Below are 21413 nucleotides of genomic sequence, written 5' to 3' on the forward strand. Positions count from 1 at the left end.
CGGCATTGTCACAGGTCTCACCCGGTCCGCGTCGAGCGCCTATCGCCGACCGTGACCATACGGTGTCCTAGGGGCCGAATGACCGGATCGGCGCGGAGACGCACCGGGGATTCCCGCTACGGTGAACGGGTGCCACTGGTCGCCGCCGCTGTCTGCCCGCATCCGCCCCTGCTCGTGCCCGAGGTTGCCGGCTCCGCGGCTGCGGAGTTGAACGACCTTCGGGCGGCCTGCGACACCGCGGTACGCCGGTTGCTGGCCGTCGGCGCGGACAGCGTGGTGCTGCTCGGTACCGGCCCGGTGACGGGTCCGATCCGCACTCCGGCTACCGGCTCCCTACAGCCCTGGGGTGTCGACCTGGACGTGCCGCTGGTCCCCGGCCAGCCCGACCGGGGTGCGGTGCTGCCGTTGAGCCTGACCATCGGCGCGTGGTTGCTGGCCCGCCACGAGGCGCCACCCCCGGCCAGCGCACCCCGGACCACCGCACCCCAGACCAACGTGCCGCCGGTGGCCGCCGTGCAGGTGGCCGCTGACGCGGGCCCGGCCGAGCTGGCGGCGCTCGCCGACGAGATCACCACTACGGGCGAGCGGGTGGCGTTGCTGGTGCTCGGGGACGGGTCGGCGTGTCGGGGAGAGAAATCACCCGGGTACGACGACCCGCGTGCCCTCCCGTACGACCAGCGGGTTGCGACGGCGCTGGCCGAGGCGGACCTGGACGTCCTGCTCGACCTGGACCCGGTGCTGTCGGCGGAGCTGAAGGCCGCCGGGCGCGCGCCCTGGCAGGTGCTGGCCGGCGCGGCCCGGGCGGCGGACGGCGGCTGGCGCGGCGAGCTGCTGCACGACGCGGCCCCCTACGGCGTCGCCTACTTCGTGGCGTCCTGGGAGCGGGTGTGACCAGCGGCGGAGTCGGCACTGTCGTCGCGGTGGTGGGCCCGACGGCGGCGGGCAAGTCGGCGCTGAGCATCGCGTTGGCGCACGCCCTGGACGGGGAGGTGGTCAACGCCGACTCGATGCAGCTCTACCGGGGCATGGACATCGGCACCGCCAAGCTGACAGTCGCCGAGCGGGACGGGGTGCCGCATCACCTGCTGGACATCTGGGAGGTCACCGAGCCGGCGAGCGTCGCGGAGTACCAGCGGCTGGCCCGCACGGCGGTGGACGACATCCTGTCCCGGGGGCGGGTGCCGCTGCTGGTCGGTGGGTCCGGGCTGTACGTGCGGGCGGTGCTGGAGCGTTTCGAGTTCCCCGGCACCGACGCGGCGCTGCGGGAGCGGCTGGAACGGGAGTTGGCCGAGGTGGGCCCGGCGCCGTTGTACGCGCGGCTGCGCGCCGCCGACCCGGTCGCCGCCGAGGGCATCCTGCCCGGCAACGGCCGCCGGATCGTGCGGGCCCTGGAGGTGATCGAGCTCACCGGAGCGCCGTTCACGGCCTCGCTGCCGCAGCCCACGCCGTACTACCCGTCGGTGCAGGTCGGCGTCGACCTGGACACCGGGCTGCTGGACGAGCGGATCGCGCTGCGGGTCGACCGGATGTGGGCCGACGGCCTGGTGCCGGAGACCCGTGAGCTGGTCGGGCGCGGGTTGCCGCAGGGGAGGACGGCGAGCCGGGCGCTCGGCTACCAGCAGGTGTTGCGGATGCTCGCCGGTGAGCTGACCGAGTCGCAGGCGCACGACGAGACGGTTCGGGCGACCCGGCGCTTCGTCCGCCGGCAGCGGTCCTGGTTCCGGCGGGACCCGCGGATCCACTGGCTGGACTCGACGGAGCCGGACCTGATCGGGGCCGCCCTGCGCCTGGTGCCGGCCGCTGCGCGATGATGGGTGCGTGGAGTTCACCAAGGGCCACGGCACCGGCAACGACTTCGTCCTCCTTCCCGACCCGGACGGTCAGTTCGACCTGACCCCGGAGCTGGTCGCGGCGCTCTGCGACCGGCGGCGGGGCATCGGCGCGGACGGCGTGCTGCGGGTGGTCCGCGCGGCCAAGCACCCGGACGGCGCGGGGCTGGCCGGCGAGGCCGAGTGGTTCATGGACTACTGGAACGCTGACGGTTCGTTCGCCGAGATGTGCGGCAACGGCGCCCGGGTCTTCGTGCGGTACCTGCTCGACACCGGCCTGGCGACGCCCGCCGGCGCGGCGCTGCCGGTGGCCACCCGGGCCGGCGTCGTGCGCGCGCTGGTCGAGGGCGACGCCGTGTCCGTCGAGATGCGCCGACCCCGGGTGTACGACGAGTCGGCCGCCACCCTCGGCGGACTGACCCTGACCGGTGCGGTGGTGGAGGTCGGCAACCCGCACTTGGTCTGTGTCCTGCCCGCCGGTGTGGAGTTGTCGGCGCTAGACCTGACCAGAGCTCCCGGGTTCGACCCGACGGTCTTCCCGAGCGGCGTGAACGTGGAGTTCATCGTGGCCGGCGACCCGGTCGACGGCACCGACGGGCACACGCTGATGCGGGTCTACGAGCGCGGCAGCGCCGAGACCCTGTCCTGCGGCACCGGCGCCTGCGCGGTGGGTGCGGTGGCCCTGCGCGACGCCGGCCGCGACACCGGCGTGGTGGCAGTGGACGTCCCCGGTGGCCGCCTCACGGTCACCGTGACGGCGGATTCCTGCTGGCTGTCCGGCCCGGCCGTCCTGGTGGCGACCGGCGAGGTCGACCCGGCCGCCCTGCTCCCCTAACACCCCACCCCCTGGGGGTGCGCCGCGCACCCCCAGGGGGTGCGCGGTGTTGACCATGAAGTAATTGCCACTCGCGTCGGCGTGTCGCGGCAATAACTTCATGATCGACCGAGCGGCGGGGGCCGGGGGGCCGGGGCCGGGGGGCGGAGGGGGCCGGGGGGCGGGGCGTTACGGGGTCGCGCTGGCGTTGGCCGCGATCTCCGGAAGGTCTGCCGGGCCGGGGTCGGCGGCCGGCCGCGGGCTCGGGTTGTTCGCGGCGGCGCGGACGGCGGCGGCGACCGCCGGGGCGACCCGGGAGTCGAAGACGCTCGGCACGATCACCGTCGGGTTGATCTTGTCTTCGCCCACCACGTCGGCGATGGCCTGGGCGGCCGCGATCGCCATCTCCTCGGTGAACTCCTCGGCGTGTGCGTCGAGCATGCCGCGGAACACCCCGGGGAAGGCGAGCACGTTGTTGATCTGGTTCGGCTGGTCCGAGCGACCGGTGGCGACCACCGCGGCGTGCTTGCGCGCCTCCCGCGGGTCGACCTCCGGGTCCGGGTTGGCGAGGGCGAAGACGATCGCGTCCTTCGCCATCTGGGCGATGTCGTCGCCGGTGAGCAGGTTCGGCGCGCTCACGCCGATGAACACGTCGGCACCCTGGATCGCACCCGGCAGGTCACCCGAGTAGTTCTCCTTGTTGGTGTTCTCCGCCAGCCACTGCCACGCCGAGTTGAGCCCGGTCAGCCCGCGGTGCAGGGCGCCCTGCCGGTCGTACGCGATGATGTCGCCGACGCCCTGACGCAGCAGCAGCTTCATGATCGCGGTCCCGGCCGCGCCGGCCCCGGAAACCACCACCCGGACGTCCGAGAGCTGCTTGCCCACCACGCGCAGCGCGTTGGTCAGCGCCGCCAGCACGCAGATCGCGGTGCCGTGCTGGTCGTCGTGGAAGACCGGGATGTCCAGCGCCTCGCGCAGCCGGGCCTCGATCTCGAAGCAGCGCGGCGCGGCGATGTCCTCCAGGTTGATCCCGCCGTAGGCCGGCGCGATGGCCTTGACGATCTGCACGATCTCGTCGGTGTCCTGGGTGTCCAGCACCACCGGCCAGGCATCCACCCCACCGAAGCGCTTGAACAGCGCCGCCTTGCCCTCCATCACCGGCAGCGACGCGGCCGGTCCCAGGTTGCCCAGGCCGAGCACCGCCGAGCCGTCACTGACCACCGCGACGGTGTTGCGCTTGATGGTCAGCCGCCGGGCGTCCGCCGGGTTCTCGGCGATCGCCATGCAGACCCGGGCCACCCCCGGGGTGTACGCCCGGGAGAGCTCGTCGCGGTTGCGCAGCGCGACCTTCGACGTGACCTCGATCTTGCCGCCCAGGTGCAGGAGAAAGGTCCGGTCCGACACCTTGCGCACGTCCACGCCGTCCAGCGCGGTCAGCGCGTCGACCACCTGGTCGGCGTGGCTGGCGTCGGCGGTGTCGCAGGTCAGGTCCACGATCACGTTGGTCGGGTCCGAGTCCACCACGTCCAACGCCGTGACGATCGCCCCGGCCTCGCCGACGGAGGTGGTGAGCCGCCCGATCGAGGAGGCGTCCGCGGTCACGGCGATCCGGATGGTGATCGAAAATCCGGCGCTCGGCAGTCGGGTGATGGCCACGGGATCCCTCCGTCACGGCTGTGCGGCCGGTCGGCCGCCGTCCGCATTTCTACCGGGTTGTCGAGTCCGACCAGCATTCGGCCCCTCTTTTGGCGACCTTCACCATGGGCATATAGCAGGTGCGTTCGGCGTTGTGTCATGTCAGGATTACGTTCTACTTATCAAAACGGACAGGAGAACCGCTTGCGAGACCAGGAGAGCTTCGTCGGAGTCGAGGACGAGCTCGACGACGTCACCACCGGCGAGATGGAGCTGTCGGAGCGGCAGTCCCTCCGACGCGTCCCGGGCCTGTCAACCGAGCTCACCGACGTCACCGAGGTGGAATACCGCCAGCTGCGGCTGGAGCGGGTCGTCCTGGTGGGCGTCTGGACCGAAGGCACGGTGACCGACGCGGAAAACTCGCTGACCGAGCTTGCCGCGCTGGCCGAGACCGCCGGCTCGCAGGTGCTCGAAGGGCTCATCCAGCGCCGTAGCCGACCCGACCCGGCCACCTACATCGGTCGCGGCAAGGTCGACGACCTCGGCGCGGTGGTGCTCTCCACCGGCGCCGACACGGTCATCTGCGACGGTGAGCTGTCCCCGTCGCAGCTGCGCAACCTGGAGCAGCGCACCAAGGTCAAGGTCGTCGACCGGACGGCGCTGATCCTGGACATCTTCGCCCAGCACGCCAAGAGCAAGGAAGGTAAGGCGCAGGTCGAGCTGGCCCAGCTCGAATACCTGCTGCCCCGGCTGCGTGGTTGGGGTGAGACGCTCTCCCGGCAGACCGGTGGTTCCGGCCGCGGTGGCGGCGCCGGTGGCGGTGTGGGTGTGCGTGGTCCCGGTGAGACCAAGCTGGAGACCGACCGGCGGCGCATCCGCCACCGCATCTCCCGACTGCGGCGCGAGATCAAGAGCATGCGGACGGTCCGTGTCACCAAGCGCGCCCGACGCACCCGCAACTCCGTCCCCGCCGTGGCCATCGCGGGTTACACCAACGCCGGCAAGTCCAGCCTGCTCAACCGGTTGACCGGGGCTGGTGTGCTGGTGGAGAACGCGCTGTTCGCGACGTTGGACCCGACCACCCGCAAGGCCACCGCCTCGGACGGACGGCTCTACACCCTCTCCGACACCGTCGGTTTCGTCCGGCACCTGCCGCACCAGATCGTCGAGGCGTTCCGCTCGACGCTGGAGGAGGTCGCGGAGGCAGACCTGTTGGTGCACGTCGTCGACGGCACCCATCCGGATCCGGAGGAGCAGGTCCGGGCGGTCCACGCGGTGCTCGCCGAGGTCAGCGCCGACCGGCTTCCCGAGCTGTTGGTGGTCAACAAGACCGACGCGGCCGACGAGGACACCCTGCTGCGGCTCAAGCGGCTCTGGCCGGACGCGATCTTCGTGTCCGCGCACTCCGGCCGGGGCATCGACGGGCTGCGCGCGGCCATCGAGGAGCGACTGCCGCGCCCCGCCGTGGAGGTCCGGGCCGTGCTTCCGTACGACCGGGGCGACCTGGTGGCACGGGTGCACCGCACGGGTGACGTGCTCAGCACGTCGCACCTGCCGGAGGGCACGCTGCTGCACGTCCGGGTCGGCGCGGAGTTGGCCGCGGAGCTGGCGCCCTACGAGGTCCAGCGCGAGAGTCAGGCGGCTGGCGTCCGGTCCTGAGCGGCCACGGCGTCATCCACCGGAAACGCGCGGCATGCGACACTGGCCGAATGCGCCGCGTTGTTTCCTCGGTCACGGTTGCCCTCGGCCTGCTCGGGGCAACCGTGGCGCTCAGCGGAGTCGCTGTGGCGGCTCCCGCTCCCGGGTCGCCCGCCGTCGCTCCGGGCCAGAAGCGGTGCACGATCGTGGACGAGCGCCTGCGGGAGCTGTCGGGACTGGTCGCGACCACGAGCGGCTACATCGTCATCAACGACGGCACCGAGAACGCGGCACGCAAGCGGATCTTCTTCCTCGACAGCAAGTGCAAGATCTCCAAGGAGCCGGTCCGCTACTCGGGGCAGGGCCCGGCCGACACCGAGGACCTCGCGCTCTCCAAGGACGGCAAGACCCTCTGGATCGCCGACATCGGTGACAACGCCGACTCGAAGACCCGCCGCACCCGCGTCGCGCTCTGGTCGATGCCGGCCAGCGGCGCCAAGCAGCCGACGTTGCACCGGTTGGCCTATCCCGAGGCGAAGCCGCACGACGCCGAGGCGTTGCTCATCGGCGACGACGGCAAGCCGCTGATCATCACGAAGGTGACCAGCGGCAAGGCCGAGATCTACACCCCGACGGCGGCGCTGAAGAGCGGCGACACCGAACCGGTGCCGATGCGCAAGGCCGGCGAGATCGCCCTGCCGAAGACGCAGACGGAGAACCCGCTCAACACGTTCGGCCGGATCGCCATCACCGGCGCGGCCCGGTCGCCGGACGGTTCCCGGGTGGTCCTGCGCACCTACGCGGACGCTTTCGAGTTCGACGTGAGCGGTGGTGACATCGTCGGCGCGCTCAGCACCGGCAAGCCCCGGGTAACGCCGTTGGCGGACCCGTTCGGCGAGGCCATCAGCTACACCCCGGACGGGAAGTCGTTCCTCACCGTCTCCGATGCCACCCGGTTCGGGGAGGACGATCCACTCGACATCCTCGCCTACACACCGTCCACCTCGACCGCTGTGCCACAGGCACCGGGCGGCGGGTCGGCTGCCAAGCCGGCCGCGTCGAAGTCCTGGACGGACGGGCTGAGCTTCGACGACATCACGTACCTGGTCGGCGCGGTCGGGTTGATCGGTCTGCTGCTGGTCGGCGCCGGCATCGTCGGCATCGTCCGGGCCCGTCGCCGACCGCCGGCTGCTGACGACTCGGACCCGTCGGACCCGGATGGTGAGCCGCTCGACCCGCGCGCGGGTCGTTCCGCCGACGGTTCGCGAGCGTCTGCCGACCGTAAGGGCGGCGTCTACGGTGGCGGCGCGGCGGCGGGCGGCGCGGTCTACGGCGGTGCCCCGGGCCGTGGCGGTGTCCCAGGTCGCGGCGGCGCGGCACCGGCAGGTGGTGCCGTGTACGGCGGTGCCCGCCCGGCAGCAGCCGACGGTGGCTACGGTGCGGCACGGTCGGACGGCGGCAACGGCGTCTACGGAGGCGGACGCACTCCGGCCGGTGCCGGCGGTCGTCCGCAGGGTGGTGGTGGTCGCCCCCAGGGCGCCGGTGGTGGTCGTCCGCAGGGTGCTGGCGCCGGCGGCCGCCCCCAGGGCACCGGTGGTCGCCCTCAGGGCACCGGAGGTCGTCCGCAGGGCGGGGGCGGTCGGCCTGGCGGCGGGGTGTACGGCGACGGCCAGCCCGGCGCCGGTCGCGCGGAACCGCCCCGGCGCGGCGGACCGGAGCCCGACCAGCGGGGGCAGCGGCCCGGCCGTCGGCGGGACGACGACGCACCTGTCGATCCGTACGGGCAGTATCCCGGGGGCGGTCGCGGCTATCGGGGCGATCGCTACTGAGGGCTGTAGGTGTGCCCACCCGCCCCTGGACGACGGCTGCGGGTGGGGCACCACGTGCGCCCCACCCGCCGATCGGTCAGATTCGGCGCAGCACCGCCACGACCCGGCCCATGATGGTGGCGTCGTCGCCGGGGATCGGGTCGAAGGCCGGGTTCTGTGGCATCAGCCAGACGTGCCCGTCGCGCCGTCGGTAGGTCTTCACTGTCGCCTCGCCGTCGAGCATGGCGGCCACGATCTCGCCGGAGTCGGCGGTCGGCTGTTGCCGGACGACGACCCAGTCGCCGTCGCAGATCGCCGCGTCGAGCATCGAGTCGCCCTTGACCTGGAGCATGAACACCTCGCCCTCGCCCACCAGCTCGCGTGGGAGCGGGAAGATGTCCTCCACGGCCTGCTCGGCGAGGATGGGACCACCGGCGGCGATCCGGCCGAGCATCGGCACGTACGCCGGGGTTGGCCGCTGTGCCCGGGACAACTCGTCGTCGATGGCCTCGCTGGGAGCGCGGACGTCGACTGCGCGCGGCCGGTTGGGGTCGCGGCGCAGGAAGCCCTTCTTCTCCAGCTCCTTGAGTTGGTAGGCGACGCTGGACGGCGACACCAGGCCGACGGCCTCGCCGATCTCGCGGACGCTCGGCGGGTAGCCGTGCCGCTCCACCCAGGTGCGGATGAACTCCAGGATGCGACGCTGGCGGGCGGTCAGGTCGATCGTCGCCGGGTCGGGGAAGGCGCTGACCACCGGCGTGACCTGGCGCACGGCGGGCTGACCCGTCCGGCTGCGCGCGGCGCTGCGACGTCGGGTGGCCGGCGGGCCCGCCTCGGTGATCTGCTGCGGGCTCTTCGGCCGGCTTGCCCGGTCCTCGGTCACGTCCGTCCTCCCTGGTCGGCGCTGGGTGCCTCGTCGGCTCGTGGTGCGTGCGGGGTGCCACGTTGTTCATGACCGTATAGGTGAGATCGGTCATTTTCAAACATCTGTACGACCTCTCACCGGCGTGTCGGGGTGAAAAACTGCTCTGGTCGTACGGATGTTCTGATAAATGGTACGTCAGGTAGCACTGGTGTTCGATCCTCGGCCGTTTTCCGGGTCGGTCTGGCCTGCTGGCCGGTAACTCGGGCGAGGGCTCGGCGTTGGGTCTTCGGGCGTGCTGATGGTGGCGGATGACCGGATGGTCCGTGACGCGCCGGACACGCCGGCCAACTTGACCCGGCTCCACCAGCGACATACGGTCGACCCCTAGATGTAGTAGTGACACGGGCGTAAGTTGCCTACAGGTTGGGTCCGACTACCGACCGCACTCCCGTAAGGTCGAGCACGGCGGGCGTCATCCGAGGGTGGCACCGTCGCGTCGAGCCGTGCCCGGGGTGCCCGGTGTGGGCGCAGTTGATCATTTATTGGAGGTGGGCGATGCGGTGTCCGTACTGCCGGCACGCTGACTCCCGGGTGGTCGACTCGCGGGAGGCCGACGACGGCCAACTCATTCGACGGAGGCGGTCCTGCCCGGAGTGCGGCAAGCGGTTCACCACCGTCGAGGAGGCGGTCCTCGCGGTCGTCAAGCGCAGCGGTGTGACCGAGCCGTTCAGTCGCACGAAGATCATCGGCGGGGTGCGCAAGGCGTGCCAGGGCCGGCCGGTCGACGACGACTCGCTCGCGCTGCTCGCGCAGCGGGTGGAGGAGACCGTCCGGGCCAAGGGGGCCGCCGAGATCCCCAGCCACGAGGTGGGCCTGGCGATCCTGGGCCCGCTGCGCGACCTGGACGAGATCGCCTACCTGCGGTTCGCCAGCGTCTACCGCTCCTTCGACTCGCTCGCCGACTTCGAGCGCGAGATCGAGACGTTGCGGGCCGCAGCGCGCGCCCGGGAGCAGAGCCGGGCCGATGCGGTCGAGGCCGCCGGCCGTACCAGCTGAGTCTTCACAGTTTTTCGAGAGATCAGGACGCGCGGTGGGGCACCGCGCAGACGAGGGGGGCGACGGCGTGACAACTAGCCGTTCACGGAACAAGGCAGGCGCAGGGCTGAAGATCGAGCGGGTGTGGACGACCGAGGGGGTCCACCCGTACGACGAGGTCAGCTGGGAGCGCCGCGACGTCGTGATGACGAACTGGCGGGACGGCTCGATCAACTTCGAGCAGCGGGGGGTCGAGTTCCCGCAGGCGTGGAGCGTCAACGCGGCCAACATCGTCACCACGAAGTACTTCCGGGGCGCGGTGGGGACCCCGGAGCGGGAGTGGTCGCTCAAGCAGTTGATCGACCGGGTGGTCACCACCTACCGCACGGCGGGTGAGGAGTACGGCTACTTCGCCAGCCCGGCGGACGCCGAGATCTTCGATCACGAGCTGACCTGGATGCTGCTGCACCAGGTGTTCAGCTTCAACTCGCCGGTCTGGTTCAACGTCGGCACCCCGTCGCCGCAGCAGGTCAGCGCCTGCTTCATCCTGGCCGTCGACGACTCGATGGACTCCATCCTGGACTGGTACAAGGAGGAGGGGCGGATCTTCCAGGGCGGCTCGGGGGCCGGGGTCAACCTCTCCCGGATCCGTTCCTCGAAGGAGCTGCTCTCCTCCGGCGGCACCGCCTCCGGCCCGGTCAGCTTCATGCGCGGCGCGGACGCCTCGGCCGGCACCATCAAGTCCGGTGGCGCCACCCGGCGCGCGGCCAAGATGGTCATCCTCGACGTGGACCACCCGGACATCGAGGAGTTCGTGGCGACCAAGGCGCGCGAGGAGGACAAGATCCGCGCGCTGCGGGACGCCGGGTTCGACATGGACCTCGGCGGCTCCGACATCGTCAGCGTGCAGTACCAGAACGCCAACAACTCGGTCCGGGTCTCCGACGAGTTCATGTCGGCGGTGGAGAACGGCAAGGGCTTCGACCTGCGTGGCCGGCTGGACGGCTCGGTGGTCGACACCGTGGACGCCAAGAAGCTGTTCCGCACCATCTCCCAGGCCGCGTGGGAGTGCGCCGACCCGGGCCTGCAGTACGACGACACGATCAACGACTGGCACACCTGCCCGGAGACCGGGCGGATCACCGCGTCGAACCCGTGCTCGGAGTACCTGCACCTGGACAACTCCTCGTGCAACCTGGCCTCGCTGAACCTGATGAAGTTCCTCCGCGCCGACGGTGGCTTCGAGGTGGAGAAGTTCGTCAAGTCCGTCGAGTTCGTCATCACCGCGATGGACATCTCGATCTGCTTCGCCGACTTCCCGACCGAGAAGATCGGTGAGACCACCCGCGCCTACCGGCAGCTCGGCATCGGCTACGCCAACCTGGGCGCCCTGCTGATGGCCACCGGCCAGCCGTACGACTCGGACCAGGGCCGCTCGGTCGCCGCGGCGATCACCTCCCTGATGACCGGCACCGCGTACCGCCGCTCGGCCGAGCTGGCCGGCGTCGTCGGCCCGTACGACGGCTACGCCCGCAACGCCGAGCCGCACAAGCGGGTCATGCGCAAGCACGCTGCCGCGAACGACGAGATCAAGCCGACCAGCCCGGTGGCCACCGCGATCGTCCGCGAGGCGACCAAGCAGTGGACCCAGGGCAACAAGATCGGTGACAAGTTCGGTTGGCGTAACTCGCAGGCGAGCGTCCTCGCCCCGACCGGCACCATCGGCTTCATGATGGACTGCGACACGACCGGCGTGGAGCCGGACCTGGCGCTGGTCAAGTTCAAGAAGCTGGTCGGCGGCGGCTCGATGCAGATCGTCAACCAGACGGTGCCGCGCGCGCTGCGTACCCTCGGCTACCCCGAGGAGCAGGTCGAGGCGATCGTCGAGCACATCGCCGACCACGGCCACGTGGTCGACGCCCCCGGCCTCAAGCCGGAGCACTACGCGGTCTTCGACTGCGCGATGGGGGAGCGGTCGATCGCCCCGATGGGTCACGTGCGGATGATGGCGGCGATCCAGCCGTTCGTGTCCGGCGCCATCTCCAAGACGGTCAACATGCCGGAGGCGGCCACCGTCGAGGACGTCGAGAAGATCTACTTCGAGGGCTGGAAGCTCGGCCTCAAGGCCCTCGCGATCTACCGCGACAACTGCAAGGTCGGTCAGCCGCTCTCGGTCGCCAAGAACAACAAGGCCACCGAGTCGGCCGCCGCCGACGCCGCAGCCGCCGCGCCGGCCGCCGTGGAGAAGGTCATCGAGTACCGGCCGGTGCGCAAGCGCCTGCCGAAGAAGCGCACGTCCGAGACGGTCAGCTTCTCCGTCGGTGGCGCCGAGGGCTACCTCACCGCGTCGTCCTACCCGGACGACGGCCTCGGTGAGGTCTTCCTGAAGATGTCCAAGCAGGGCTCGACCCTGGCCGGGGTGATGGATGCCTTCTCGGTGGCCATCAGCATCGGTCTGCAGTACGGCGTGCCGCTGGAGACGTTCGTCAGCAAGTTCACCAACATGCGCTTCGAGCCGGCCGGTATGACCGACGACCCGGACGTGCGGATGGCCGCCTCGGTGATGGACTACATCTTCCGTCGCCTGGCGCTGGACTTCCTGCCCTACGAGCGCCGCGCCGAGCTGGGCATCTTCACCGCTTCGGAGCGGGCCGCCCAGCTGCGGGCCGAGGCCGACGCGGAGGCCGCCGCGACCGGCGTCGAACTCACCGCGATGGCGTCGTCCGCACCGGTGGAGACCCCGGCCAAGTCGGAGGCGGTCGCGCAGCCGGCGCAGGAGATGGCCGACGTGGCCGCCGCCAAGCCGGCACCGAGCGTGGGTTCCAGCACCGAACTGCTGGAGGCCGTGATCGGCAAGGCCGCCGACGCACCGCTCTGCTTCACCTGCGGTACGAAGATGCGTCCCGCCGGTAGCTGCTACGTCTGCGAGGGCTGCGGCTCCACCAGCGGCTGCAGCTGACGTACGCGAACGCTAGCGAGCGCGGCAGGGGCACCTGCCGCGCTCGCGGCGTTCCGCCTACTGATCGACTCGGTTTCCTTGAAACCGGGGTATGAACCTCGCCTCGTCGGGATACCCCGACATCATGAAACGCGAGTCGACCTTCGGCGATCCTCCCCGGATAGCCGGCTACCGCAGCGGGACACGCGCATCGGAGCAAATTCCGGAGCCAAAGGCACCCGGGCGTCGGTCAAGTACGGCTGACGCCGGCGTCGGGACTGCCCCGGCCTCTCGCTACCAGGTCCGGGCAGTGCCATTCCAGGCTCTCAGGGCGGTGGCTCGGAAAGCGTGTAGCGGTGAATGCCAACGATCGCGGCGGCCCGCCCGTTGCTTGCCTCAGTCCGCGATTTTCTTCGGGCTGTTCGCCGATCGATAGTCGTACGACAAGGTCTCTTGCGCGGCTGCCATCTCCCGCACGAGCGAGGTGGCCCGGTAGTTGTGCAGCGCTCCAGTCATTCCCGCGACGGTGATCAGCGTGTGGTGTAGTTGGGCCGCCTGGTCGTCGGAGAGCCCACGAGTCTCGATGACGATGCGGTGGACGCCGCGACGCGGCCGGACCACTTGGGCTACGGAGCCGCTCGGGGCCTTCTCGCTGACGTCGTCGGTGTTGAGGTAGACGACGGGGTTGCTCTGGCCCTGCTTCCATTTCACGGGGCTTTCTCCTCCCACCAGCCAGGAATACTCATCGGACTCACGCAGGTCGAATCGGATCCGGCCGCCGTCGACCGGCTCCCAGCCCAGAATGTCGAACACCCCACGGACGCGCCCGTTCCGCACGGCGAGCAGGACGTCGCCATGCATGTCGAGCGTCCGGCTGCTCAACACCCAGTCGCCAGAGGCCGCCTCTCGCACCTGCTCCGGCGTGGACGCGTCGTCGCCCGAGCGTCGAATGTTTACAGCAATCACTGGTCCTCCTACTCGAAGTCTTCTACATGTTATCGATGACTTGCTCAAGAAGCGAGAGTCTTATGTAAGACGTGGGTGCTGCTGGCGGTTCTGGTCGCGCGCCTGCCGTTCAATGCAGCCGGCAACACGTTGGTGGTGCCGGGCTTCGACTGACTACCAGGGTTCGTAGCTGATAAGGCACGGCGGTGGGGATTTCGCCGCGACGGCTCACTCCGCTGCGGGAACCTGGATGCCACCGCGTTGGGCGGTTGGGCTCGGGTTTCGTAGGTTCGCCGCCCGAGCCCCGCCGCCGGGTCCACGGTCGGCTTCCTGCAAGCAGGTGTGCGGTGAAGCGCCGGGTCAGTGGTCTTCGTCGCCCTCGGTCGGGCGTGGTGGTCGGTGGTGCTTGGCCCACTCGTAAACCTCGTCCGCGTCCCAGATGGTCGTCCCGATCAGGCGGGCCATCGGTTCAGGGAAGCCGGGTCGGCGGGTGCTCTGGAGTACCCGCTGCCGCGACACGTTGAACAGGGCGGCCGACTCGCCAGGCCCGTACAAGCGCGGTCGCTTCACAGCCTGATCGTAGGTGCGCGTTGGGTTGCGCCCGGGGCCGGTCTGCTTGCGATGGGGGACTACCGGATGCTACGTACGAACCCCGTCCATGCGCCTTTTGTGAAGCGAAGGGTCGACCCGTTGGGGTCCTTGCTGTCGCGCACCACGATGCTCGTGTCCAGCTCGGCAACCTCGACACAAGCGCCGCCGTTGTTGTCGCTGTAGCTCGACTTGCGCCAGACCAGGCGATCCGAAGTCTCCATGATCACTCTCTCAGGTCTGTTGCCGCTCCACGTCGTCCGCCATCCTCAGGATGAGCTTGCGCGACTCTACCGGCCCGAGAGCGGCTGCCCGGAGTCGGTCCCACAGTCGAGTGTAGGCCCGTACGGCGTCAGGCCGGTCAAGGTAGTCGGCGTCGGTGAACGTCTCGACGTAGATCACGTCTGATGCGGCGTCGTCCCCGAAGCGCAGGATGATGAAGCTGAACGATGCCGTCTCATAGGTCTGTGCGTTGAACGGAAACACTTGAAGGGTGACGTTGGGCTGCTCGCTCACCTCTGCCAGGTGCAGGAGCTGATTGCGCATCGTCGTCGCGTCACCGATGCTTCGGCGCAGCGCCGACTCGCTGAGGATGAAGCTCAGGTCAGGCCCGTCGTCCTGCCGCAGAATCGACTGCCGTTCCAAGCGCACGGCAACCTGCCGGTCGACCTCATCGGTGGGCGGGCGTGGGTGGGCGATCGCGTTCATGGCGCGGATGTAGGGCTCGACCTGAAGGACTCCTGGGATGACCTCTGGCTGGTACCAGCGGATCTCTGACGCGTCACCTTCGAGGTCCAGGTACTGGCGGAACCAGTCCGGCACGGCGTTTCGGTACGTGCTCCAGCGCCCGCGTTGTCGCCCTGCTCGTGCAAGGTCGCGTAGCGGCTCGGCGTCATCGCCCCGGACCCCATAGAGGTCGAGTAGCAGGTTCAGGTCGGTGAGCTTGATGCCAGACTGTCCAAGCTCGACCCTGCTGATCTTGCTTGCTGCCGCGTCGATGACGGCGGCCGCCTCGTCCTGCGTCTTGCCTGCACCTTCACGGGCGCGTTTGAGCGCAAGGCCGAGGCGTCGTCGCTGGATCGTCGGGTTCACCACCGGCTGATTATGGCGTGGCTCTAGCTGGATCCCACGACACGCCGCGTAGAGGTTCCCAAAATAGGAGCCCAACTTTAACGTGGTTGTACTTCCAAAATAGGAGTCCAAGTTTGGGGTCTCATGGGATCGCATGTGCCGTACGACGACTACCTGCTGGCGGTGGCGCTGACTCTGGCTCGGCGGCATCGACCGGTCTGGTCGTAGCAGCGGTGGCGGTGGGTCTGCCGATGTGGGGCCGACCTGCCGTGCCGAGCCCGGCACCGCATCCCGATTCGGCGCGGCCACTGGCCAGGGGAGGAGCAGGAGTGACCGAGGATCAGGTCGGACGAATCTTGTCCGTGCACCTGCCCGGCGTCGACGGCCTCTGCGCGGGCTGTCGCTGGTGGTGGGCGCGGCTGTCCCCGTACCCCTGTTATCAGGCGGAATGGGCGGCCCGCTGGCACGCCCGGTCGGCCACTCGGCGCTTCCTGGATGGTCTGCCGTGACCACGCACGGCCCGGTCCTTCCGGTGTGGACCTGCGGCGGCTGCGATGCGCCCTGGCCCTGCCGGACCCGGCGCACCGAGCTTCGCGCCGAGTTCGAGGGCACACCCGTGTCGTTGGCCCTCTACATGGGCTCCTACCTGGTCTGGGCGGCCGAGGATTTGACCTGGGTGCCCGCCGGGCTGCTGCACCGACGCTTCCTGGGCTGGGTCCGGTGAGCCTGATCCGGCCGGGCGACGAGCGGTTCCACTACAGCGACAACTCGCACAAGTGGATCCCGCCGGATCCGGACTACGACCAGGAGGTCTGGAACGAGATGGTCCGGCAGCACCAGCTCCAGCACCTGGAGGAGATCTCCAGTCGCAGGAAGCCGGCAAGATCACTTCATGCTGAGTAGTTGTGGACGAGCCGCTACGACTGCTCAGCATTAAGCGATCGTGGCGATGGCGGCGAACCGGGCTATCGGCGGCGCGTACGGCGTTGCGGAACAGCATCGCGACGGTGGTCGGACCGACACCGCCGACTCGACCGTCCGCCGTCAGAGGGCCGGGCCTCCTCGCCGCTGCTCGTGCCGGATGGTCCGGTAACACTTGCGCTCCGCCTGACGAAGAAGAGGTGTGACGGCTACGAGGGAGGACGGCCTGTGAGTGAGCCGAGCCGAGCCGATGATGACATCTCCGGCATCGGAGCCGATCCGGTGGCCTTCGAGGTCTTCTACCGGCGGCACCTGGAGGCGGTGGGCCGGTTCGTGGCACGACGGGTCGACGATCCGCACCTCGCCGCCGACCTGACCGCCGACGTGTTCCTGGCGGTGATCGAGTCGGCGGCCGGCTACCGGCCGGAGCGGGGTAGCCAGATCGGCTGGCTGTACGGGGTGGCCCGCAACGTCATCGGTGACGAGCGGCGTCGGGCGGCCCAACGGCTGCGGGTGACCGGCCGCCTGGCTGGACGACGGGACCTGGGGCCCGATGACATCGCCCGCATCGAGGAGCGGATCGACGCCGAGTCGGCGGCCCGCCGCACCCATCGGGCGTTGAGCGAGCTACCCGAAGGCACCCGAACGCTTGTCGAACTCGTCGCCGTGGACGGCCTCACCGTCGCGGAGGCGGCGACGGTGCTCGGGATGTCACCGGTCGCCGCTCGGGTCCGCCTGCATCGTGCCCGCCGCGTCGTCCGCGCCGTGCTCGCCCGCCCGGTTACCACCCTCGCCTGATGAGACGGAGATGACGATGAACGAGATCGAACGGTCGCCGCGGGGTTTCGAGGACCAGCTCCTCAGGGATCTGACCGCCCACGTCGCCAGACGGGCCGAGACGGCGTCGGCGGCCCGTCTGGCCGGACGCCGTACCCGGCTCCTCCGTGGGTGGCGGCTCGCCGGAGCGACCGGGCTGGCCGTCGCGCTGACCGCCGGTGGCCTGGCAGTCCAGACGATGAGGCTGGGCGACCAGCCGCCGCCCACGGCCAGCGCGTCGGAGATCTTTCACCTGGCGGCCGACGCGGCCCGGCAACAGCCGGAGCTCACCGCCCGACCCGATCAGTACGTCTTCACGGAGTCCCTGGCGACCATCCGGGACATGCCGGACAGCGGCCCGTACCGGACCACCAGGAGCCAACTGTGGCAGTCGGCCGGCGGGGTCGCGTACACGCAGGCACGGTATCGACCGGAGACCGACCCGAACGGGTGGGGCGAGCTGAAGGTGTTGCGCATCGATGATCCCGTGGATCCCGAAAAGGAGCTCGACGCTTTCCAGCCGCCCGCGTACCACGGCGACCTGCCCATCGATCCGGACGAGCTGCTGCGATACCTCCGGGAACACCCCGTCGACCTGCACCTTCCCGAGGGAGCCGATGAGGCGGCTGTGTACGGGGACGAGAGCATGGTGTACACCACGGCGCGGGCGGTGGTCCGCGGCTACGTGCCGCCCCGGGCGCTCGCGGCGCTGTTCGAACTGCTGGCACGGCAACCCGGAGCGGTAGTGATATCGGGCGACGTGGTGGACGCGGCCGGTCGACACGGGGTGGCGATCCGGACGCCCGGCGTGATCGGCGGCAACGTGGACCTCCTCTTCGACCGGGACACCCACGCCTTCCTCGGCACCCGAGGCTCGGTGGTGCGCAACGGCAAGGAGTCCCTGTACGACGCGGTCGCGGTACTCCGCACCGCCATCGTCGACCGGCCGGGCCAGCTCCCCTGAGCGGCGGTGAGTTCGTCGCGGCTGCGTCCGGCCGGTTTAGGGCTGGGCGAACAACGGCCCGTAGTTCGAGCGGAACATCTGTTCGCCGAGGCGGCTCATCACCAGGTCGCGCAGCGCGGGCGGGAGCCCGGTGGCCTTGTCCCGGCGGTGCGTCTGGCTGAGCACCCAGTTCGTCCGAGGGCGGCGCCGCGCCTCGTAGCCCCGCAGCGCCTCGGCGATGGAGTCGGCGCTGGTCAGCGACGAGGCGAGCACCACCGCGTCCTCCAGGGCCATCGCCGCGCCCTGGGCCATGTTCGGCGAGGTCGCGTGGGCGGCGTCGCCGATCAGCAGCACCGGCCCCCGGGCCCAGGAGTCGAGCACGACCTCCTGGTTCGGCCCGGCGTGCAGGGTGCTGTCGTCGTGGTCGAGGGCTTTGAGCATGGTGGCCACCGGCTCGGTGAACGACTCGGCCACGTCGTCGCGCCAGCCCGGCCGGTCGGCCACCGGGCCGTCGTTGTAGTAGCAGTACGTCTGCTCGGCGCTGATCGGGATCGTCAGGAACTGCCGTCCGCGTCCCAACTGCACCGACCAGAACGGCTCGTCGTCGATCCGGGGAGCAACCCAGCGGTACGCGTACTGGCCCAGGTTGCGGGCCGCCTGACCGTCGAAGGCGAGCCGGCGCACCGCCGAGTTCACGCCGTCCGCGCCGACCACCAGGTCGTACCGTTCGGTGCTGCCGTCGTCGAACTCTACGACGACCCGGTCACCCTCCTGGGCGAGCGTGATCGGGTGGTGTCCCCAGCGGATCGGGGCGTCTCCGACGCCGGCCAACAAGGCCCGGTGCAGCTGGGTCCGGGGCAACGACACGCACGGCCCGACGCCCTGCCACAGCGCGGCCACGTCGATGTCGAAGAGGCGACGACCGCGCTGGTTCGCGCTGCGCTGCCGGGTGATCTCCACGGCGACGTCGGCGACCGGCTCCCGCAGACCGAGGACGTCGAGCATCCGGGTGGCGTTGCCGGTCAGGTAGATGCCGGTGCCGGAGTCGGTCGGCCCGGGTGCCCGTTCGACCACGTCGACAGTCGCTCCCCACTCGCGCAACGCGGCAACCGTCGCGAGCCCGGCGACGCCCCCACCGACGATGAGTACCCGGACATTGTTACCCCGCACGACACGTTCCTCCCCGTTGCCCAGGCCGGCTGAGCTGCTGCTCAACGGTCCGGCCGCCGCAGCACTCTAGAAGGCGGGTGAGCCAGCCCACGGGTACGGGGGCTGAAATACCAGGGAATGGGCTGCGACGATGACCGCATGACGACCGCCGAGGCGTACGTCGAGTTCGGCAGCCGTGAGGCGCGCGGGGTGTCACCCACCTACGAGCGTCTGTCGGCCGCCGTCGCCGACAACGAGCCCCTGCTCACCCTGCTGGACGGGCTTCCGCCGGCCAAGCGGCAGCCGAACCTGTTGTTCAGCGTCGTCCGCTGGCTCGGCGGGCCGGTCGACGACCCGGCCGCCTTCCACGACTTCACGACGACGCACTGGCCCGCCGTCAAGGCGGAGCTGCTCACCCGGGCCACCCAGACGAACGAGGCCGGCCGGTGCGCGGTGCTGCTGCCGGTGCTCGCCGCGCTGCCACAGCCCCTCGCCCTGCTGGAGGTCGGCGCGTCCGCCGGGCTCTGCCTCTACCCCGACCGGTACGCGTACCGCTACGGCGAGCGCCAGGTCGGTGCCGGTGAGCCGGTCCTGGAGTGCGCGGCCAGCGGGTTGGAGTCGCCGGCAGGCGTACCCCGGGTGGTGTGGCGGGCCGGCCTCGACCTGAACCCGCTCGACGTGACCGACCCCGGCGACGTGTCCTGGCTGGACGCGCTGATCTGGCCGGAGCACGCGCACCGGCGGTCCCGGCTGCGCGCCGCGGCGGCGGTCGCCGCGGCCGACCCGCCGCTGCTGGTCCGCGGTGATCTGGTGGACGAACTGCCGGCGCTGGCGGCCCGCGCACCGGCCGACGCGACGCTCGTGGTCTTCCACACGTCGGTGCTGTACCAGGTGCCCCCACCGCGTCGGGACGCTTTCGTCCGGCTGGTCGGTGAGCTGCCCGGCCACTGGATCGCGAACGAGGCGCCGGAGGTGCTGCGGTACGACGGGTTGCCCGACCCGCCGACCGACGCGCTGCACAACGTCCTCGCCCTGGACGGGCGGCCGTTGGCCTGGACGAGAGGCCACGGCCAGGCGATGACCTGGTTCGGCTGAGCGACTTCTCCCCGCTCATGTCACCACCGTCGCGTCTCCCCCCGGTGGAGACTCAAGAACGCCGCCACCGGCGCCGTGAACGCCTCGGCGTCGTCCAACCACGGGTAGTGCCCCGCGCCCGCCTGCACGACCAGCTCGGCCTGTGGGATCAGCTCTGCCAGCTGGGCGATCAGACCCGGCGGCGCGCCCAGGTCGACCTCACCGGTCAGCAGCAGCACGGGGCCCCGATGTGCGGCGAGCGCGGCACGGGTGGCCGGCGGGTCGAAGGCACCGTCGGCGGCGAAGATCTGCGCCGCCTCGTCGTTGCGCTGGCCAGCCTCGGCGGCCTGGTGCGCTTGCGCCGACGTGTCCCAGCGGCCGTAGAAGAACGGACCTATCGCCTGCCAGGCGTGCCGGCTGGACCGGCCGGCCACCATGGAGTCGAGTGCCGCCGCGGCCGCCGGGAACCACGGCTCGGCCGCCCGCACCCGGGTGACCTCCTCGCGTAGCGCGGCCGTCGCCGTCAGCCCCACCGCCCGGGTGCTGGGATTGACCAACGCGAGCCGATCCACCCGCTCGGGGTGTCGGGTCACGTACTGCATCGCCAGGTTGGCGCCCGCGGAGTGCCCGAGCAGATCGAGCCGGTCCAACCCCAGGTGTACGCGCAGCGCCTCCACATCGTCGACCATCCGGTCGCAGCGGTAGGTGGACACGTCTGCCGGGACGGCCGAGCGGCCGGTGCCGCGCACGTCGAGGATGACCAGCGTCCGGTGCGCGCCCAAACCGCCAAGATCACCGAGGTACGCCGAGTCGCGCATCGGGCCGCCGGGCAGGCAGACCAGTGGTTCCCCACCCCCGATCGTCCGGTAGGCGAGCGTGGTCCCGTCGAACGCGGCGAACGTGGTCATGAGCGCACCATTCCAGAACACCACGGTCCGCGTGAACCGATCCGGACCGCCCTGCGTTCGACCAACCACCTCTCGGTCCTGCCCCGTCACGGAGGGGGGCCTGTCCCTAGACTGCGGCGGTGACCGGAGAGCGGAAACCCCTGGCCGGCAGGCCGCTCACCGAGCCGCACCCGTCCCGGCTGTCGCCGGAACACCCCGACCGGGCCCGGATCCTCGCGGCGCACGCCGCCGCACTCGACGCCGGGGAGGCCGGCTACCTCGACCCGGCGAGTGGGCTGTTCGTGCTCAGCGCCGGCTTCCTGGCCCGTCGCGGCACCTGCTGCGGGCGGGGTTGCCGGCACTGCCCGTACGTGGACGATCCACCGTCGGAATAGGCGTCGGCGGGGGCTTCCGCCCGACACCGACACCCCGTACGGTTTCCGACGGACATCCGGCG

Annotated in this window: 22 protein-coding genes; 14 read left to right on the forward strand and 8 right to left on the reverse strand. The window is 70.6% G+C overall.

What is annotated here, in order from left to right:
• Positions 1-78: 78 nt before the first annotated feature.
• The 3 genes from O7614_RS09310 to dapF are packed head-to-tail and all read left to right on the forward strand — an operon-like array spanning position 79 to position 2664.
• Positions 79-891 (forward strand): hypothetical protein, encoded by an 813-nt coding sequence (locus O7614_RS09310; RefSeq protein ID WP_278138059.1) that lies wholly within the window; start codon positions 79-81, stop codon positions 889-891.
• Positions 888-1811 carry a tRNA (adenosine(37)-N6)-dimethylallyltransferase MiaA gene (miaA, locus tag O7614_RS09315; protein WP_278138060.1) on the forward strand — a complete coding sequence of 308 codons (924 nt, stop codon included), beginning with the start codon at positions 888-890 and terminating at the stop codon, positions 1809-1811. The genes O7614_RS09310 and miaA overlap by 4 nt, the downstream gene beginning before the upstream one ends.
• Positions 1812-1818: 7 nt before the next feature.
• On the forward strand, positions 1819-2664 hold the full coding sequence (gene dapF / locus O7614_RS09320; RefSeq protein WP_278138062.1) for a diaminopimelate epimerase: 846 nt from the start codon (positions 1819-1821) through the stop codon (positions 2662-2664).
• Positions 2665-2832: 168 nt separating this feature from the next.
• Here dapF and O7614_RS09325 read toward each other — a convergent pair whose 3' ends face one another.
• Positions 2833-4299 (reverse strand): NAD-dependent malic enzyme, encoded by a 1467-nt coding sequence (locus O7614_RS09325; RefSeq protein ID WP_278138063.1) that lies wholly within the window; start codon positions 4297-4299, stop codon positions 2833-2835.
• 183 nt (positions 4300-4482) lie between these two features.
• On the opposite strand from O7614_RS09325, the gene hflX reads away from it, so the two are divergent.
• Together hflX and O7614_RS09335 are read left to right on the forward strand one after the other, a co-directional pair.
• Complete coding sequence (gene hflX, locus O7614_RS09330) at positions 4483-5937, forward strand: GTPase HflX (protein WP_278138064.1); 1455 nt, start codon at positions 4483-4485, stop codon at positions 5935-5937.
• A gap of 50 nt (positions 5938-5987) precedes the next feature.
• The gene (locus tag O7614_RS09335; RefSeq protein WP_278138065.1) at positions 5988-7745 is read left to right on the forward strand and encodes a hypothetical protein; all 1758 of its coding nucleotides are present in this window, start codon (positions 5988-5990) and stop codon (positions 7743-7745) included.
• Positions 7746-7821: 76 nt separating this feature from the next.
• Here the strand turns inward: O7614_RS09335 and lexA are convergent, their stop codons facing one another.
• On the reverse strand, positions 7822-8607 hold the full coding sequence (gene lexA / locus O7614_RS09340; RefSeq protein ID WP_179782671.1) for a transcriptional repressor LexA: 786 nt from the start codon (positions 8605-8607) through the stop codon (positions 7822-7824).
• A gap of 537 nt (positions 8608-9144) precedes the next feature.
• On the opposite strand from lexA, the gene nrdR reads away from it, so the two are divergent.
• Positions 9145-9645 carry a transcriptional regulator NrdR gene (nrdR, locus tag O7614_RS09345; RefSeq protein ID WP_278138067.1) on the forward strand — a complete coding sequence of 167 codons (501 nt, stop codon included), beginning with the start codon at positions 9145-9147 and terminating at the stop codon, positions 9643-9645.
• 34 nt (positions 9646-9679) lie between these two features.
• A complete protein-coding gene (locus O7614_RS09350; RefSeq protein WP_278138068.1) occupies positions 9680-12583 on the forward strand; it encodes a vitamin B12-dependent ribonucleotide reductase in 2904 nt (967 codons plus the stop codon).
• Between the two features lie 375 nt (positions 12584-12958).
• Here O7614_RS09350 and O7614_RS09355 read toward each other — a convergent pair whose 3' ends face one another.
• From O7614_RS09355 to O7614_RS09370, 4 genes are all read right to left on the reverse strand, one after another.
• A complete protein-coding gene (locus O7614_RS09355; protein ID WP_278138069.1) occupies positions 12959-13528 on the reverse strand; it encodes a hypothetical protein in 570 nt (189 codons plus the stop codon).
• Between the two features lie 339 nt (positions 13529-13867).
• Entirely contained in the window at positions 13868-14077 is a 210-nt protein-coding gene (locus tag O7614_RS09360) for a DNA-binding protein (protein ID WP_278138070.1), read from the reverse strand.
• 59 nt (positions 14078-14136) lie between these two features.
• Positions 14137-14319: a DUF397 domain-containing protein gene (locus O7614_RS09365; protein ID WP_278138071.1), complete on the reverse strand. Its 183-nt coding sequence runs from the start codon at positions 14317-14319 to the stop codon at positions 14137-14139.
• Between the two features lie 10 nt (positions 14320-14329).
• Positions 14330-15190, reverse strand: coding sequence for a DUF5753 domain-containing protein (locus O7614_RS09370; RefSeq protein ID WP_278138072.1), 861 nt, complete (start codon positions 15188-15190; stop codon positions 14330-14332).
• A gap of 305 nt (positions 15191-15495) precedes the next feature.
• Between O7614_RS09370 and O7614_RS09375 the strand changes: the two genes are divergently transcribed.
• The 5 genes from O7614_RS09375 (at position 15496) to O7614_RS09395 (ending at position 17867) form a co-directional block, all read left to right on the forward strand.
• Positions 15496-15675: a hypothetical protein gene (locus O7614_RS09375; RefSeq protein ID WP_278138073.1), complete on the forward strand. Its 180-nt coding sequence runs from the start codon at positions 15496-15498 to the stop codon at positions 15673-15675.
• Positions 15672-15890, forward strand: coding sequence for a hypothetical protein (locus tag O7614_RS09380; protein WP_278138074.1), 219 nt, complete (start codon positions 15672-15674; stop codon positions 15888-15890). Before O7614_RS09375 ends, O7614_RS09380 begins: the two co-directional genes overlap by 4 nt.
• Positions 15887-16069 (forward strand): hypothetical protein, encoded by a 183-nt coding sequence (locus tag O7614_RS09385; RefSeq protein WP_278138075.1) that lies wholly within the window; start codon positions 15887-15889, stop codon positions 16067-16069. Before O7614_RS09380 ends, O7614_RS09385 begins: the two co-directional genes overlap by 4 nt.
• 246 nt (positions 16070-16315) lie before the next feature.
• Positions 16316-16885 (forward strand): sigma-70 family RNA polymerase sigma factor, encoded by a 570-nt coding sequence (locus O7614_RS09390; RefSeq protein WP_278138076.1) that lies wholly within the window; start codon positions 16316-16318, stop codon positions 16883-16885.
• A gap of 16 nt (positions 16886-16901) precedes the next feature.
• Positions 16902-17867 carry a CU044_5270 family protein gene (locus tag O7614_RS09395; RefSeq protein WP_278138077.1) on the forward strand — a complete coding sequence of 322 codons (966 nt, stop codon included), beginning with the start codon at positions 16902-16904 and terminating at the stop codon, positions 17865-17867.
• Between the two features lie 36 nt (positions 17868-17903).
• Here O7614_RS09395 and O7614_RS09400 read toward each other — a convergent pair whose 3' ends face one another.
• The gene (locus O7614_RS09400; RefSeq protein WP_278138078.1) at positions 17904-19016 is read right to left on the reverse strand and encodes an FAD-dependent monooxygenase; all 1113 of its coding nucleotides are present in this window, start codon (positions 19014-19016) and stop codon (positions 17904-17906) included.
• Positions 19017-19154: 138 nt separating this feature from the next.
• Between O7614_RS09400 and O7614_RS09405 the strand changes: the two genes are divergently transcribed.
• Positions 19155-20090, forward strand: a complete 936-nt coding sequence (locus tag O7614_RS09405) for a DUF2332 domain-containing protein (RefSeq protein WP_278138079.1) — start codon at positions 19155-19157, stop codon at positions 20088-20090.
• 20 nt (positions 20091-20110) lie between these two features.
• Here the strand turns inward: O7614_RS09405 and O7614_RS09410 are convergent, their stop codons facing one another.
• A complete protein-coding gene (locus tag O7614_RS09410) occupies positions 20111-20977 on the reverse strand; it encodes an alpha/beta hydrolase (RefSeq protein ID WP_278138080.1) in 867 nt (288 codons plus the stop codon).
• Between the two features lie 119 nt (positions 20978-21096).
• Between O7614_RS09410 and O7614_RS09415 the strand changes: the two genes are divergently transcribed.
• Entirely contained in the window at positions 21097-21351 is a 255-nt protein-coding gene (locus O7614_RS09415; RefSeq protein ID WP_278138081.1) for a DUF5522 domain-containing protein, read from the forward strand.
• Positions 21352-21413: the final 62 nt, after the last annotated feature.

This window comes from Micromonospora sp. WMMD961 (genome assembly GCF_029626145.1).
Lineage (GTDB): Bacteria > Actinomycetota > Actinomycetes > Mycobacteriales > Micromonosporaceae > Micromonospora.